Raw genomic sequence first — 15873 nt, forward strand, 5'->3', positions numbered from 1 at the left:
GTGTACGACTTCGATCTCCTTGTGCTCGGATCAGGTCCGGGCGGCCAGAAAGCCGCCATCGCCGCCGCGAAACTCGGCAAGAGAGCGGCCATCGTCGAGAAGCACCAGATGCTCGGCGGTGTCTGCATCAACACTGGAACGATCCCGTCCAAGACCCTGCGCGAGGCCGTGCTCTACCTCACCGGCCTCAACCAGCGGGAGCTCTACGGCCAGTCCTACCGGGTCAAGGACGAGATCACCGTCGCCGACCTCGGCATCCGCACCCAGCACGTCATCGGCCGCGAGATCCAGGTCATCCGCAGCCAGCTCGCCCGCAACCGGGTGACGATGCTGGAGGGGACGGGCCGCTTCCTCGACCCGCACACCATCGGCGTGACCGGCGACCAGGAGCACAAGGTCACGGCCGACAAGATCGTGATCGCGACCGGGACTACCCCGGCGCGGCCCTCGACCGTCGAGTTCGACGACCGTACGGTGATGGACTCCGACGCCATCCTGCACCTCGACCGGGTGCCCGACACCATGGTCGTCGTCGGGGCCGGGGTGATCGGCATCGAGTACGCGTCCATGTTCGCGGCGCTCGGCACCAAGGTCACGGTGGTGGAGCGGCGCGAGCGGATGCTCGAGTTCTGCGATCTGGAGATCGTCGAGGCGCTCAAGTACCACCTGCGCGACCTGGCGGTCACCTTCCGGTTCGGCGAGAGCGTCCAGGCGGTCGAAAGGCGTCCCCGCGGGGCCCTGACGGTCCTGGAGAGCGGCAAGAAGATCCCGGCGGACTGCGTCATGTACTCCGCGGGGCGCCAGGGCCGCACCGCCGAGCTCCGCCTCGAGGCGGCCGGGCTCGTGGCGGACGACCGGGGGCGGATCGCGGTCGACCGCGACTACGTGACGAGCGTCCCGCACATCTACGCCGTCGGCGATGTGATCGGCTTCCCCGCCCTCGCCGCCACCTCGATGGAGCAGGGCCGGCTCGCCGCCCAGCACGCGTGCGGCGAACCCGTCGCGGACATGCACGAACTCCAGCCGATCGGCATCTACACGATCCCGGAGATCAGCTTCGTGGGCCGTTCGGAGGACGAGCTGACACGCGAGCGGATCCCGTTCGAGGTCGGCATCTCCCGCTACCGCGAGCTGGCCCGCGGCCAGATCATCGGCGACTCCTACGGGATGCTCAAGCTGCTGGTCTCCCCCGACGACCGCAAGCTGCTGGGCGTCCACGTGTTCGGGACCGGCGCGACCGAGCTCGTCCACATCGGCCAGACCGTCATGGGCCTGGGCGGGACGGTCGACTACCTGGTCAACGCCGTCTTCAACTACCCGACGCTGGCCGAGTCCTACAAGGTCGCCGCCCTCGACGCCATGAACAAGATGCGGGCCATCGCCCGTCTGTCCGCCGAGATCGAGGGCTGACGGCCGCCGGACGGACCGCGCGCGGGCGGGCCGTCAGGACGACCAGAGCAGGTGTTCGAGTTCGGCGTCGAGATCCACGAACTCGGTCTCGCGGCCGGCCGCGACGATGTCGTAGGTCTTGTGCAGGAAGTCGGCCATCGGCGTCAGCGGGACGTCGAACAGGGCGTTCCCGAACGGCGACGACAGCGCCAGGTTCAGCGTGCGGTCGTTGTCGGGGCCCGCGGGCCAGACCTGGACGTCGCCGTCCCCTGCCCGGCGTTCGATGCCCACGGTCAGGAGCTCCCGGGCGAATATCCATTCGACCGGCTCGTCGTTGCCCACATGGAAGGCCATGCGGATCGCGTACGGATCGTCGGCTGCGTACTCGAGCGTCGCCAGCAGTGGCACGGTCGTACGGTCGGGCACGACGAGCCGAAGGCCAAGCTCCGCGGAGACGGTGGTGCTGCTGTTCATCGCCATTCCTTCAGACGTCGGGCCCGGTGTCACGAGCGCTCCGATGAGGACTACGTCCCTCCAACGGATGTCCCCCTGATCTATGACGCGTAACGGCGGGACTTCGTCAGAACATTCCCAGGAGGATCCCTGCGAGCGGTTCGCCAAGTCATCCTTGACCTGGGCAAATGCGGACGCAGAGGGGAGGGTAGAGCTGTCCTGGAAGGTAGGTTTGAGTGGCGGGCCCACGTTCCGTGATCGCTCCGCGGTCCGTCCGATCCCGTAGAGTAAAACCGTGGCGATAAACCAGGAAAAGGACTCCGAGGGTCCCGGCCGATACACCCGCTTCCGAGAGTCGGTCAGGAGCAACACGTTCCTCGACACCACCTGGAGGGTGGGCGTCTTCACCGTCGGCGCGACGGTCCTGGCCGCCGGCCTGGCCATGATGGTCCTCCCCGGCCCCGGCTTCCTCGGCATCATCGTGGGCCTCGGCATCCTGGCCACGGAGTTCGTCTGGGCCCAGACGGCCCTGAGCAAGGCCAAGAACGCGGCGGAACGTGCCAAGGAGCGCGCCCTCGACCCGGCCACCCGACGCCGCAACATGATCCTCGCGGTCATCGGCGGCCTCCTCGTCGCCGCCGCCCTGATCGCCTATCTCCTCATCGTCGGCACCGATCTCCCCTGGAACGCCGACTGGAGCAAGATCAACACCCGCTGACGCGTTTCCGATGTGCGAACCACCCCCCGAACGCGCTAACCTATGCGAGTCGCGAACGCGGGAAACCGCAGCCGCAACGGGCGATTAGCTCAGTGGGAGAGCGCTTCGTTCACACCGAAGAGGTCACTGGTTCGAACCCAGTATCGCCCACCAGCGTTTTACCTGGTCAGAAGCCGGTTCCGGAACACGGAGCCGGCTTTTCTGTCGTCCGGGTGGAGCGGTAGTGGGCGATTTTGCCCTGGATGTGGGACTGCTGGGTTCGGAGGCGGTCCATCTGGGCCTCGACCTGGGCTTCGTGGGATTCCAGGAGGGCTATGCGGGCGGGGACGGAGTCGGGGTCGCGGCAGAGTTCGGCGAAGTGCTGGAGTTCGGCGATGGGCATGCCGGTCTCGCGCAGGCAGCGGAGCATGTTGAGCCAGCTGAGGTCGTCGTCGGTGAAGCGGCGGCGGCCGCCGGGGGTGCGGGAGAGCTCGCCGAGCAGGCCCAGCTTGTCGTAGTAGCGGAGGGTGTCGAGGGTGAAGCCTGAACGCTCGGCGGTCTCGCCCGGGGAGTAGTACTGCATGCAGAGAAGATAACCGCCGATCCGCCGCCCGGAGGAGGCCCGGCCCCGGCCCCGGGCCCGGCCCCGGGGCCGGGCCCGGGGCCGGGAGCGCGCTACCAGCGGGGGTGGACCTGGGCGCGGAAGGAGCGGTCGTAGAGCTCGGTGATCGCGGTGAGGGTCTCGGCGGGCAGCGCGGGGAGGGCGGCGGCCTCGGCGTTGGCCCGGGCCTGTGCGGGATTGCGGGCGCCGGGGATGACCGTGGTGACGCCGGGCTGCTGGATGATCCAGCGGAGGGCGGTCTGGGCCGGGGTGGCACCCTCGGGGGCCAGGGCGGAGAACTCGCCGGCGGCCTCGACGCCGGTCGCGAAGTCCACGCCGGAGAAGGTCTCACCCTGGTCGAACGCCTCACCGTGCCGGTTGTAGGTGCGGTGGTCGTCGGCGGCGAAGACCGTCTCCCTGGTGTAGCGGCCGGACAGGAGACCCGAGGCCAGCGGGACCCGGGCGATGATCCCCACACCCTGCGCCGCGGCCCTGGGCAGGACCTCCTCCAGAGGCTTGAGCCGGAACGCGTTGAAGATGATCTGGATGCTGGCGGTGCCGGGACGGGTGAGCGCCGTCAGGGCCTCCGCGCAGGTCTCGACGCTGACGCCGTAGGCCGCGATGCGCTGCTCCTCGACCAGGGTGTCCAGGGCGTCGAAGACCTCGCCGGAGGAGTAGACGGGCGTCGGGGGGCAGTGGAGCTGGACGAGGTCGAGGGTGTCGACGCCCAGGTTCTTCCGTGAACGGTCGGTCCACGCGCGGAAGTTCTCCAGGACGTAGTTCTCCGGGATCTGCTCCATCCTGCGGCCCATCTTCGTCGCGACGAAGATCCCCGCGTCGGGGCGGTCGCGCAGATAGCGGCCGATCAGCGTCTCGCTGCGGCCGTCGCCGTAGACGTCGGCGGTGTCGAAGAAGGTGACGCCCGACTCGACCGCCGCGTCCAGGACGGCCAGGGCGTCCTTCTCCTCGACGTCGCCCCAGTCGGCGCCGAGCTGCCACGTGCCGAGTCCCACGACGGACACTTCGCGGCCGCACATCTTCCGCTTTTCCATATCAACCATCCCGGTAATTCATAGTTATTAACAATTGTCCCGGTGCATTTAGACTGCTGATTCCACCGTGCCCCCGGAAGGTCCGCCTCATGCCCGAAGACCGCCGACGCCGGCCACGTGCCGTCTACGACGTCGGCGACGAGCCCGACCCGCGCTTCTCCCTCGCGAACGAACGCACCTTCCTCGCCTGGATCCGCACGTCACTGGCGCTGCTCGCGACCGGGGTCGCACTGGAGGCGATCAGCAAGAGCCATGATCTCGCGGTCCGGTTCACCTCCGCGCTCCTGGTGTCCCTGGCGATCGCGGGTCCCGTCTTCGGATTCGTGCGGTGGATGCAGAGCGAACGGGCCCTGCGGCAGGACAGGGCGCTGCCCGGCGGGGCGTTCCTGCCCGCCGTGACGCTGACCGTCGCGGTCGCGGCGGCCATCACCCTGGCGCTGATCACCGGGTGAGGGATCTGGAGGGAGATCCCGGAGCCCAGTTGGAACGTACCAGCATGGCCTGGTCCCGGACCCTGCTGTGCTATCTCGCGGCGATGCTCGGGCTCTCCAGACACCTGTTCGGCACCCGGACGATGCTCGCGGCGGCCGGTGTCCTCGTGGCCGTCCTGGTGGTGCTGCGGGCGGGCGGCACGCCCCGGCCGGGCCGCGGCGTCATGATCGCCCTGACGGCCGCGACCTCCTCGGCCTGCGCGGCCTTCTTCCTCTTCGGGCTCGTTCTCCGCTAAAGGTTCTCCACCCGCCCGGCCGTGATCTTGGCATGCGGGACGGCGCCGCGATGTGATCCGCCCGGACACCTCAGGGGGGAACATGCAGGAGTGGGAGCCGTACCGGCCGTCCTTCAGCGACCGTGAGCTGGGGATGGACCGGCGGATCAGCCGCAGGGACTTCTTCGACGGCATCGCGGTCATGGCGACGGCGGCGGGGCTGGCGGGCTGCTCGGTCGAGAAGACCGCGCGGAACGCGTCCGGACGCGACCAGAACGGCGCGCCCGCGGGCGGCTGGGCCGACAGGGGCCAGGGGAACCCGGCCTACCCGCCGGCGATGACGGGCCTGCGGGGCAGCACGAACGCCGCCCTGCGGGTCCCGCACGAACTCCGCGACGGCAGCTACTGGTCGGGCCGCAAGGACGAGGTCGAGACGGAGGAGGTCTATGACCTGGTCGTGGTCGGGGCCGGGATCAGCGGGCTGAGCGCCGCGTACTTCTACCGCAGGAAGCACCCCGGCGCGAAGATCCTCGTCCTGGACAACCACGACGACTTCGGCGGCCACGCCCGCCGCGACGAGTTCAGCCCCGACGGCAAGCTGATCATCGGCTACGGCGGCTCACAGTCGATCGAGGGCCCGTCGGTGTGGAGCGGAACCGCCCGGGGCCTGCTCGCCGACCTCGGCGTCGATGTGAAGAAGTTCGACAAGTACTACGACCAGGACTTCAACAAGCGCTGGAAGCTCACCGACTCGGAGTTCTTCAACAAGGAGAGCTTCGGCCGCGACCACCTGGCCAAGGCGACCGAGGACGGCGTCCCGACGGCGGCCGGGCTGGCGAACGCGCCCATCGCCGCGAAGGCCAAGGCCGACATCCTGATGATCAACAACAACCCGGGCGACTTCATGCCGGGCCTGACGGACGCGGAGAAGAAGAACCGCCTGGTCGAGATGACCTACAAGCAGTACCTGGCCGACGTCGCGAAGGTGCACCCCGACGTCGTCCGCTACATGCAGACCTACACCTCGGACGAGTGGGGCTACGGGATCGACGCGTTCGGCGCGCTCGACGCCTGGGCCGAGGAGTACCCCGGCTTCCAGGGTCTCAAGATCGACAACACGAAGCCCGACCCGCGCTGCATCAAGACGATCCAGATCCAGTGGGACGAGGACGATCCGTACATCTACCACTTTCCCGAGGGCAACAACGCCCTGTGCAAGCTGATGATCGGGCGGATGATCCCGGGCACCGGCGCGCCCGCCACGATGGACACCGATCCGCTGGCCAGGATCGACTACTCCCGGCTCGACGTCGCGGCCAACGACGTCAGGGTGCGGCTGAACAGCCCGGTCGTCGAGGTCAGGCACGTCAACGACGATCCGGCGACGAAGACCGTCCGGGTGCGGTACGAGGCGCCGGACGGCAAGGTCCACAGCGTGACGGCGGGCGGTGCGGTCCTGGCCTGCTACAACACGATGATCCCGTTCATCGCGCCGGAGCTGACCGGCGACCAGAAGCAGGCGCTGCAGTACGGCATCAAGCTGCCGATCATCTACGCGATGGTCCAGCTGCGGAACTGGCAGGCCTGGCACAGGCTGGGCATCTTCCACACCCGCTTCACCGGGCCGTACTGGCAGGTCGCCGAGCTCGACTACCCCGTCAGCATGGGCGGCTACGAGTTCTCCGAAGACCCCTCCCAGCCGATCCTCGTCCACATGATCCGGATGGCGACGGCCGAGGGCGAGAACCCGCGCGGCGGCATCCTGTCGGGCCGGCGCGCGCTGTACCAGACCCCGTTCGAGTACTACGAGCGACGATCCGCGACCAGCTCACCCGCCTGCTCGGCCCGGGCGGCTTCGACCCCGCCCGCGACATCCAGGGCATCACGATCAACCGCTGGGGCCATGGCTACGCCCTGGAGTACGCGCGTCCGTGGGCGCCCTTCTGGCCCGCCGGACCGCTCCCGAACAAGATCGGCCAGAAGCCCTACGGCCGCATCACCATCGCCAACTCCGACTCCGAGGCCCGCGCCTACGCCGACGCCGCCATCGACGCGGCCGCCCGCGCGGTCACCCAGCTCGGCTGACCCACCGGCGGCGGACCGCTCCGTCGCCCGGCGGCAGCGGGCCGTCCCGCCATGGGCCGGATCACACCCTGGTGAAGTGCCCGCCCATCTGGCGGCCGACCTCCTCCAGGGCGCGTTCGGGTGCCCTGGCGTAGGGGAACCAGCTCATCCAGCCGTGGTCGAGGCCCCGGCCCGGATGGACGGTGGTGGGTACGCCCGCCTCCTCCAGCCGTCGCGCGAACGCCTCGCCCTGCGGGCGGAGCCGGTCGAACTCGGCCAGGGCGAGCAGGGTCGGCGGGAGGGAGGACAGGTCGGGGGCCAGCAGCGGGGACAGGCCCGGGTCGGCGGGGTCGGTGCCGGCGACGTAGGCGTCGAGGCTCTGGTTGGGGCCGCCGGGCGCGAAGGGGATGCCGTCGGGGTCGGGCAGCGGATCGGGAAAGACCCGCAGGTCCAGAGCGGGATAGATCAGCGTCAGACGGCTGGGCCCGCGCACCCCGCGCAGCAGGCAGGACACCGCGATCTGGCCTCCTGCGGACTCCCCGGCGACGCCGACCTCGTCGAAGCGCGACAGCGCCCAGCGGACGGCGCGCTCGGCGTCGTCGACCGCCGCCGGATAGGGATGTTCGGGAGCGAGGCGGTAGTCGACCGACAGGAAGGCGACGCCCGATGCCGCGACCAGGGCCCTGACCACGGGGTCGTAGGACTCGACGTCGCCGATCACCCAGCCGCCCCCGTGGAGGTAGACGACGACCGGGCCGTCGTCCCTGCCCTCCGGGCGGTACAGCCGCGCCGGGACCCCTCCGGCGTCGACATCGCGCACCTCGCCGACCGTCAGGCGGGGCAGTTCCGCCATCGCCCGGCGCGCGTCGGCGCGCATGCCCGCCACCGAGGCGTCCTCGGGCGGCGGCAGCTCCGCCATCCTGCGCACGAACGCCAGATACTCCGGATCACGACCCATGACCCCCTCCTTACCCCGGAGCGGACCCATCGTGCCGACGACTCCGTCACATCGAAATCATGACTTCTCACGAAGTTTGCCGAGAACACGGTCGACGGTAGGAGTTCCTGGGGCCTGATCTTCAGGGGGACGCATGCGGGCTGCTGTGCTGAACGCGCCGGAGACGGCGCTCGAACTGGTCGAACGGGAGATTCCGGAACCCGGTCCCGGCGAGCTGCTCGTCAAGGTGACGGCCTGCGGCATGTGCTTCTCCGAGGTCAACCACCTGCGCGGGCACTATCCGTTCGGCCGCTTCCCTGTCGTCCCGGGGCACGAGATCAGCGGGGTGGTGACCGCGCTCGGCGAGGGCGTCAGCTTCCCGCCGATCGGGACGCCCGTCGGGGTCCCGTTCCTGTACGACTCGTGCGGCCACTGCGACCTGTGCGTGCGCGGCGACCAGATCCTCTGCCCGCGCAAGCGGATCACCGGCGTCGGCGTCGACGGCGGATACGCCGACTACATGGTCGCCCAGACCGGCTTCGTCACCCCGGTCCCGCTGGCCCTGGACCCCGTCGCGGCGGCCCCCCTGATGTGCGCGGGGATCACCGCGTTCAACGGGCTGCGGCACGGCGGGGCGGTCCCCGGCACCAAGGTCGCGGTGATCGGGACGGGCGGTGTCGGGATGATGGCCGTCCGGTTCGCCGTGGCCATGGGCGCCCGGGTCGCGGTCGTCTCCCGCAGCCGCAGACCCGAACTGGCCGACGACGGCGTCGAGCTCGTGATCGCGACCAACGACCAGGATCCGGGCGCGGCGCTCAGCGCATGGGGCGGCGCCGACCTGGTGGTGAACACCGCCCCGACCTCCCTCGTCGCCCAGGAGTCGCTGCCGGGAACGGCCCCCGACGGAACCCTGCTGATGCTCGGCTACGGCCGGGAGCCCCTGACGATCTCGCCTTCGGCGCTGGTCCTCGGCAGGATCCGCGTCATGGGCATGCCGTCCGGCTCCCCGCACGACCTCCGGGACGCCCTGGCCTTCGCCGCCGCCCACCAGATCCTGCCCGCGGTCACGCCCGTCGCCCTGGCCGAGGCGCCCGCCCTCCTGGCCGCCATGGCCGAGGGCAAGCCGGGCACCAGCCGCTCCGTGATCGTCCTGGACGGCTCCTGAGAGCCCCTCCTCAGACCCTAGAGCGCCGCGAGTGCGGTGATCACGGGCAACCGGGCGGCGCGGCGGGCCGGGCGGATCGCGGCGAGGACTCCGGCCGACGCGCCGACCGCCAGGATGATCGCGATGGGCGGCAGCGGCAGGTCGAAGACCGACCCGCCCGCCTCCACCAGCACCCAGCCGAGCACGGTCCCGAGGGCGACGCCCCCTGCCGTCCCGAACAGGGCCACCAGCAGGGACTCCCACCGGATCGTCGCCTTCACCTGCTGCCTCGTCGCGCCGACCGCCCGCAGCAGGCCCAGCTCCCTGGTCCGTTCGTGGACGGCGAGCGACAGGGTGTTGGCGATGCCCGTCAGCGCGATCAGGATCGCGAGCGCCAGCATCACATAGACGATCATCAGCAGGTCGCGGACCGGCTCGGTACGGGCGTCGACGAACTCCGGCCGGGTCTGGACGTCGGGCGATCCGTGGACGGCCGAAGCGCGTTCCACGGCCTTCTCGGCGTCGGCGAGCACGGCGCCCGGCCTCAGCCGCACGTAGACGCGGGCGTCGAGCTGCTGGGCGACGTGCGGCCGCCAGGCGCTCCGCGGAATGACATAGTCGGAGAATCCGCCGATCGGGTGGAAGGTCGACGCGACCGGGAGGGTCTCGACGGCTCCGTCGGGAAAGGTCACCCGCACCGGGGTCCCGGCGGCCAGGCCGGTGTCGGTGGAGACGGCCAGCCCGTCGGCCGGCCGGCCGAGACGCAGGACGCCCGAGAGCCGCACCGGGTCGGCGATCGCCACGCCGCGGACCTCGCCGTCGATGCGCGCCTGGGCGTTGCCGAGCCCGGCGGCGGCCGCTACCTGCGGAAGAGCGGCGACGTCCGTCTCCAGGCGCGGGCTGAATCCGGCGTTGCCGAAGCCTCCCGCGTCGACGACGAGGTCTCCGGAGAAGGCGTCGGAGGCGTCGCGCTCGACCGTCGCGGAGAGGGAGGAGGCGAAGATCGTGAACAGGGTCACGACCCCGACGCCGATCATCAGCGAGGTCGCGGCGCCCGCGGTCCTGCGCGGGCTGCGCAGCGTGTTCTCCCGGGCCAGGCGGCCCGTGACCCCGGGAAGCGCGCTTCCGGCGAGACCCGTGAACGGCCTGGCCGCGAGGGGTCCGAGGACGACCGTCGCGATCAGCGCGAGCACCGCGCCCCCGCCCGCGAGGCCGAGGTTCCCCGCGGCGACCGCCCAGGTCAGGAGGGCGGCCGCCGCGGTCCCGATCACGGCACCGGCGGGGGGCCTGAACCGTCCCCCGGTCTCGACGGCCGTGGCCCGCATCGCCTCAAATGGGGAGACCCGGCCGGCGCGCACCGCGGGGGCGACGCAGGCCACGAGCGTGACCACGACGCCGACCGGCACCGCGATCAGCAGCGGGCTCAGATCGTAGGAGAGCGGCAGGGTGGGCGGCCCGAAGCCCATGGCCGTGAACAGCCTCTTGAGCAGCGCCGCCAGCCCGTACCCGGCGGCACCGCCGGCGAGCGCTCCCGCCAGGCCGAGAAGCGACGCCTCGACGAGGACCCCGGCGAGGATCTGACGGCGGGAGGCGCCGATCACCCGCAGGAGCGCGGCCTCACGGGTCCTTTGCGCCACGAGGATCGCGAACGTGTTGTGGATCGAGAAGGCGGCCACCAGCAGGGAGACCGCTGCCAGGACGGACAGGAACGCCCGGACGACGTCGAGGAAGACCCCGACCGCGTCGATGTTCTCGGCGGCCAGATCGTCGCCGGTGATCGCTTCCACGCCCGGCGGGAGGACGTCCTGGAGACGGCCGGCGAGGACCGTGCCGGAGGTTCCGCCGGTGGCCTTGACCGCGATGCTCGTCACCTGGTCCGGGATGCTGAGGAGGTGGCGGCGGGCGTCCTCGTAGGTGAAGGCGACGAAGGAGGTGCCGCCGAGGGTGTCGGCCTCGCCGAAGGTCAGGATGCCGACGATCGTCACGGGGACGCGGTCGGGGACCAGGACGAAGGTGCGATCGCCGAGCCTCAGGTCGCCGTCCCCTGCGGCCTTCCGGTCGATGACGATCTCTCCGGGCGCCCGCGGGGCGCGGCCTTCGGCGATCCGCCAGGGGTTCAGCCGCGGGTCGGTGATCCAGTTTCCGGCGGTCCTCGGGCCCTGGACGCCGATGGCCTTGCCGTCGGTCCGGGTGGGCTCGCCGACTCCCTGGATGACGGGTTCGGCCGCGAGGACTCCCTCGACTGCCCTGACCCGGGGAAGGAGGGCCGCGTTGATGTTGCCGCGGCGGGCGCCGGGCTGGTCGGCGACGTTCGCGGCGTTGCGGACGGAGACGTCGGTGCCCTCGTAGGCGCGGCCGATGAGGGTCGTGATGCCGTTCTCGAGGGTGTCGCCGAGGACGAGCGTCCCGGCGAGGAAGGCGACGCCCAGCAGGACCGCGACGAAGGAACCGGCCAGCCTGCGCTTGCGGGCGTTGAGCTCCCGGAGGGTCAGCCTGATCATCGCTCCCCCAGCGCCTTCATGCGGTCGAGCACCTTGTCGGCGGCCGGGCCCGCCATGACGTCGTCGACACGGCCGTCGACCAGGAAGACCGCCTCGTCCGCGTAGGCCGCCGCGGTCGGCTCGTGGGTGACCATGACGACCGTCCGGCCGAGTTCGGTGACGGCCTCGCGCAGGAAGGCGAGGATCTCCTCGCCCGTCCGGGAGTCGAGCGCGCCGGTCGGCTCGTCGGCGAAGACCACCTCGGGCCTCGTGACGAGCGCACGGGCGATCGCCACGCGCTGCTGCTGGCCACCGGAGAGCTCCGACGGGCGGTGCCTCAGCCGGTCGCCGAGGCCGACGGCGTCGACGACCGCGGTCAGCCAGCCGGGGTCGGGACGCCTGCCGCCGAGGGTCAGGGGGAGGACGATGTTGTCGATCGCGGGCAGCGTGGGGAGCAGGTTGAACGCCTGGAACACGAACCCGAGGCGTTCGCGGCGCAGGACCGTGAGCTGCCGTTCGGTCAGCTCGCCGAGCTCCACCTTCCCGACGAACACCTGCCCGCCGCTGAGCGGATCGAGCCCCGCCGCGCAGTGCATCAGCGTTGACTTCCCGGCCCCGGACGGGCCCATGACGGCCGTGAACCGGCCTCTGCCGATGCTGAGGTCGACACCGTCGAGCGCCTTCACCTCGGTCTCGCCCGATCCGTAGACCTTCCGCGCTCCGACCATCCGGACCGCCGCTTCGTTCTCCATGTTCCGCCCTTTCGTCAGTTCCCCCGACCCTGACGAAACCCCGGCCCCTCGTCGTCCGCCCCTGAGCGGCTCCTCCACTACGCCCGGCGCGGTACGGGCGCGGTCAGAGCCAGCCCGGACGGACGAGGCCCGACTCGTAGGCGAGCACGACGAGCTGCGCCCGGTCCCTCGCCGACAGCTTGATCATGGCTCTGGACACGTGGGTCTTGGCGGTGGCGGGGCTCACGACGAGCCGGGCGGCGATCTGGTCGTTGGTCAGGCCCTCCCCCACCAGCGTCAGGACCTCGCGTTCCCGCTCGGTGAGGACGGCGAGCCTGGCCTGCGGTGCGGGCTTGGCGCGGATCGCGAACTCCTCGATCAGCCGCCGGGTGACGCCGGGTGAGAGCAGGGCGTCCCCCGCCGCGACCGACCGGACCGCGCGGATCAGCTCGGCCGGTTCGGTGTCCTTGACCAGGAAGCCGGAGGCGCCGCCCCGCAGCGCCTCGAAGACGTACTCGTCGAGCTCGAAGGTGGTCAGCATGATGATCCTGGTCGGGACCGGGAGCTCCGCGATGCGCGCGGTCGCCTCCAGGCCGTCCATGACGGGCATCCGGATGTCCATGAGGGCCACGTCGGGGCGGCGTTCGCGCACCAGGGCGACGGCCTCCTCTCCGTCGGCCGCCTCGCCCACGACCTCGATGTCGGGCTGGGCGTCGAGCAGTGCCCTGAAACCCGCCCTGACCAGCATCTGGTCGTCTGCCAGCACGACTCTGATCATTCCGTCGCCTTCCATGGGAGCACCGCCTCGACCACGAAACCGCCGTCCGGGGCCGTGCCCGCGGTGAACGTCCCGCCGAGGACGGCCGCCCGTTCCCGCATTCCGGCGACGCCGTTCCCCTCCCGCTGCCCTTCCCCGGCGGGGACGGCCGGACTCCCGTCGTCGGCGACGCGCACACGGATGCTTCCGGGCCGGTGGTCGAGCCGGACGGTCACCCGCGCGGCGCTCGTGGCGTGGCGGGTGACGTTGGTGAGCGATTCCTGGACGATGCGGAAGGTGGCGAGGTCGACGTTGGCAGGGAGCCCGCGGGGATCGCCCGTCGTGTCGAGGACGACGTCGAGCCCTGCGAACGACGCCTGTTTCAGCAGGTCGGGGAGGCCGCCGAGGCCCGCGGCCGGTGATCTGGGCGCGGTGTCGCCTTCCTGCCGGAGGAGCGAGATGACCGATCTCATCTCGGTGAGCGCTTCCTTGCTGGCCGCCTTGATCGCGGTGAGCGCCTCCCTGGCCTGCTCCGGCTGCTCGTCCAGGAGATGGAGGGCCACACCCGCCCTGACATTGATCATCGAGATGTTGTGGGCGAGGACGTCATGGAGCTCGCGCGCCATCCTGAGCCGTTCCTCGCTGCCGCGCCGCCGGTGCTCCTCGGCCGCGACCCTCCTGGCCTGGTCGGTCCGCTCCACCCGAAAGCGCACGAGCTCGGCGAACGCGGGGACGAGCAGCGCCCACGCGACGACTCCGAGCGCCCCCGCCGTCGAGGGCACCCCGGCCCGCACGACCGTCCCCCCGCCGAACAGGTACGCCCCGCCCTGCGTCGCGGCGGCGACCCCCGCCGCCGCTCCCCACGCCGCCCACCGCCGTCCGGCGACCACCGCCGCCACCACCGCGACCAGCAGCGGCAGGAACGACGGGCCGAGCACATAGCCGCGCAACCAGTACACCGAGGTCGCCACGGCCACCACGGCCAGCACCCCGACGGGCCACCGCCGCCGCAGCGCCAGCACCCCCACCGCGATCCCGAGCATCCCGTACCCGGCCAGATCCAGCTCGGCCCCCGCGTGCCGCCGCGCCGCCCCCGTCGACCCCACGCCGACGACGACTCCCACCGGCACCAGCACCATCCAGCCCGGCAGATCCCGCAATCGCGGCCACATCCCCGGCCCAGCTCTCTCCATCCCCCAACCGTAAACACCCCCACCCCCGCCGTCCTCCCCTGAGAGAAGCACCCCCGCCTACTCCTCCCGCGGTACACGCCCCGGGCAAGTTCCTCCTCTCACCCCAAGGAACCCTTGCCTGAGGGCCCTTCTAACCAGCAACCCCAGGAACAACCTCCATCGCTCCCACGCCGCAGCTCTCACCCTCCACGGACAGAAGGTACGCATCCTTCGATCCGGTACGGCCGCCCGCGGCGCCGGATGGGGGCGGGCATGAAGTCGGAGACGTCGATCGCTCACACCCGGCCGTGCGCCGGTTCGCCTCCTCCACGACCTACAAGCGCTCCCCTCCGCCGACCACGCACAGGCGGACCCGGCCTTCGAACGCATTCAGGGTGGTCGCTCAGAACTCTGGGCGGCCCCTCTCCTCCCTTCCGTCACTCCCGCTCCGGGCTGATTCGCTACCGGTCCTTGTGCCGAGCAACGTCCGGGTGTGTGCCTGGCCCTTCGCGGCGGGGCAGCCGCCTTCGAAAACTGCTCCTTGGCCTTCGCCGCTGTTCGAGCGGCCATCGCATTCCAAGGACGACGGAGGCGTTCCCGGAGCGGCCATCGCGGTGTGGAGCGATGGCCGCTCCGGGAAGCTGAAGCCTCCTCGAGGCCTTTGAGCAGGTGTTCGGAAACGGATACCTACGCCTCCGCCATCACGGTGACAGCACATCCCGTGACAGCCTCTCCCGTTACAGCGCCTCGGTGCGTTCCAGCAGCGTCCGGGTCGGGCAGGTGGGAGTCTCCGCGGTAGCGGGACACCGTGAGGGCTACCTCGATGCCGCACGGTAGCGGTACGGCGAGAGGGTCACCTCGGTGCCGCGGGTGACGGCGTCTGTAAGCCGATCAGTTCGCGTTGCGGGCCGGCTGTGCGGCGGCGGTAGAGGGTGAAGGCCGTGCCCAGGAGAAGGGCGCCCGCGGTGATGGAGACGATCCAGATCGGGGTCGACGATGAGGACCGGCCGGTCGTCGCTGAGGGAGCGGACGGGGCCGGGGCGACCGCTGCGGGAGGTGCCTGCGGAGGGATCGTGACCATGCCGGTGCCTTCTTCGGCGGGGGTCATCGCGAAGTAGGGCGGGTGGACGGCTCCCCATTTCTCGAGATAGCCGGCGGCTTCGGAGGCGCTCGGCTTCTCCCGGGGCAGGACGGTCAGCGATCCCGGGACCGTGAGTGAGCCGACCAGGTCGAAGCCGAAGATCCCCTGGATTCCGTAGAGCTTGTACGTGCCGTCGCGTGGAGCGGTGACCGTCGCGCTGAAGTGGGCGGCCTCCGGGAGTGCGCTGCCCGTGAAGACCGTCTCGGTGCCGTCCGCGGCCACCAGCTTGAGGCCGACCGTCCCGAGGTCGTTCCCGAACGACCCCACGTCGTACGGATGGAATCCATGCTGCAACACCCAGAACCCGATGCTCTGAGCCTTGCCGGCCTCGAATCTTCCCACCCCCGAATCGACCACGGTCGCGGCCCACCCGCCTCTCGCCACCGCGGGCCCCGCTCCCACGAGAACCGCCACGACCACCATCAGGATCATCACTGTTCGCGGCATTCGCATCGCCGACCACCTCCACCCTCCCTACACCGCCCACCCTGCCCGGGTTCCCGGCCCTTCTCGGGCAGCGGACTTTTACGGCCCGCCACCCGCAAGCCC

14 protein-coding genes, 1 tRNA gene and 1 pseudogene are annotated in these 15873 nt (G+C 70.9%); 7 read left to right on the forward strand and 9 right to left on the reverse strand.

Annotation, left to right across the window (positions count from 1 at the left end; genetic code table 11):
• Positions 1 to 1410: a Si-specific NAD(P)(+) transhydrogenase gene (sthA, locus tag ABD785_RS14510; protein WP_344827822.1), complete on the forward strand. Its 1410-nt coding sequence runs from the start codon at positions 1 to 3 to the stop codon at positions 1408 to 1410.
• Between the two features lie 33 nt (positions 1411 to 1443).
• Here the strand turns inward: sthA and ABD785_RS14515 are convergent, their stop codons facing one another.
• The gene (locus ABD785_RS14515) at positions 1444 to 1863 is read right to left on the reverse strand and encodes an SsgA family sporulation/cell division regulator (RefSeq protein ID WP_344827825.1); all 420 of its coding nucleotides are present in this window, start codon (positions 1861 to 1863) and stop codon (positions 1444 to 1446) included.
• A gap of 274 nt (positions 1864 to 2137) precedes the next feature.
• On the opposite strand from ABD785_RS14515, the gene ABD785_RS14520 reads away from it, so the two are divergent.
• Both ABD785_RS14520 and ABD785_RS14525 read left to right on the forward strand, forming a co-directional pair.
• Positions 2138 to 2560 carry a PGPGW domain-containing protein gene (locus ABD785_RS14520; protein WP_344827828.1) on the forward strand — a complete coding sequence of 141 codons (423 nt, stop codon included), beginning with the start codon at positions 2138 to 2140 and terminating at the stop codon, positions 2558 to 2560.
• 78 nt (positions 2561 to 2638) lie between these two features.
• Positions 2639 to 2713: transfer RNA gene (locus ABD785_RS14525), tRNA-Val, on the forward strand.
• Between the two features lie 13 nt (positions 2714 to 2726).
• On the opposite strand, the gene ABD785_RS14530 is transcribed toward ABD785_RS14525, so the two are convergent.
• The gene (locus ABD785_RS14530) at positions 2727 to 3122 is read right to left on the reverse strand and encodes a MerR family transcriptional regulator (RefSeq protein WP_344827831.1); all 396 of its coding nucleotides are present in this window, start codon (positions 3120 to 3122) and stop codon (positions 2727 to 2729) included.
• Between the two features lie 92 nt (positions 3123 to 3214).
• The gene (locus ABD785_RS14535; protein WP_344827834.1) at positions 3215 to 4192 is read right to left on the reverse strand and encodes an aldo/keto reductase; all 978 of its coding nucleotides are present in this window, start codon (positions 4190 to 4192) and stop codon (positions 3215 to 3217) included.
• 89 nt (positions 4193 to 4281) lie between these two features.
• Here ABD785_RS14535 and ABD785_RS14540 point away from each other — a divergent pair, with 89 nt between their 5' ends.
• The 3 genes and pseudogenes from ABD785_RS14540 to ABD785_RS41315 form a co-directional block, all read left to right on the forward strand.
• Complete coding sequence (locus ABD785_RS14540; protein WP_344827837.1) at positions 4282 to 4644, forward strand: YidH family protein; 363 nt, start codon at positions 4282 to 4284, stop codon at positions 4642 to 4644.
• Positions 4645 to 4688: 44 nt separating this feature from the next.
• Positions 4689 to 4919 (forward strand): hypothetical protein, encoded by a 231-nt coding sequence (locus ABD785_RS14545; protein ID WP_486303545.1) that lies wholly within the window; start codon positions 4689 to 4691, stop codon positions 4917 to 4919.
• A gap of 316 nt (positions 4920 to 5235) precedes the next feature.
• Positions 5236 to 5460, forward strand: a pseudogene (locus ABD785_RS41315) (FAD-dependent oxidoreductase); the annotation flags it as partial.
• Positions 5461 to 7044: 1584 nt separating this feature from the next.
• On the opposite strand, the gene ABD785_RS41320 reads toward ABD785_RS41315, so the two are convergent.
• Positions 7045 to 7950 carry an alpha/beta hydrolase gene (locus ABD785_RS41320; RefSeq protein WP_425547773.1) on the reverse strand — a complete coding sequence of 302 codons (906 nt, stop codon included), beginning with the start codon at positions 7948 to 7950 and terminating at the stop codon, positions 7045 to 7047.
• Between the two features lie 103 nt (positions 7951 to 8053).
• Here ABD785_RS41320 and ABD785_RS14555 point away from each other — a divergent pair, with 103 nt between their 5' ends.
• Positions 8054 to 9064: an alcohol dehydrogenase catalytic domain-containing protein gene (locus tag ABD785_RS14555; RefSeq protein ID WP_344827845.1), complete on the forward strand. Its 1011-nt coding sequence runs from the start codon at positions 8054 to 8056 to the stop codon at positions 9062 to 9064.
• A 17-nt stretch (positions 9065 to 9081) separates the two neighbouring features.
• Here the strand turns inward: ABD785_RS14555 and ABD785_RS14560 are convergent, their stop codons facing one another.
• The 5 genes from ABD785_RS14560 to ABD785_RS14580 form a co-directional block, all read right to left on the reverse strand.
• A complete protein-coding gene (locus ABD785_RS14560) occupies positions 9082 to 11544 on the reverse strand; it encodes an FtsX-like permease family protein (RefSeq protein ID WP_344827848.1) in 2463 nt (820 codons plus the stop codon).
• On the reverse strand, positions 11541 to 12275 hold the full coding sequence (locus tag ABD785_RS14565) for an ABC transporter ATP-binding protein (RefSeq protein ID WP_344827851.1): 735 nt from the start codon (positions 12273 to 12275) through the stop codon (positions 11541 to 11543). The genes ABD785_RS14560 and ABD785_RS14565 overlap by 4 nt, the downstream gene beginning before the upstream one ends.
• Positions 12276 to 12378: 103 nt before the next feature.
• Positions 12379 to 13032 (reverse strand): response regulator, encoded by a 654-nt coding sequence (locus ABD785_RS14570; protein ID WP_344827854.1) that lies wholly within the window; start codon positions 13030 to 13032, stop codon positions 12379 to 12381.
• Entirely contained in the window at positions 13029 to 14204 is a 1176-nt protein-coding gene (locus ABD785_RS14575) for a sensor histidine kinase (protein ID WP_344827857.1), read from the reverse strand. Before ABD785_RS14575 ends, ABD785_RS14570 begins: the two co-directional genes overlap by 4 nt.
• Before the next feature lie 832 nt (positions 14205 to 15036).
• Entirely contained in the window at positions 15037 to 15771 is a 735-nt protein-coding gene (locus ABD785_RS14580) for a hypothetical protein (RefSeq protein WP_344827860.1), read from the reverse strand.
• Positions 15772 to 15873: the final 102 nt, after the last annotated feature.

The organism is Actinocorallia longicatena, from assembly GCF_039534125.1.
GTDB classification, from domain to species: Bacteria; Actinomycetota; Actinomycetes; order Streptosporangiales; family Streptosporangiaceae; genus Actinocorallia; species Actinocorallia longicatena.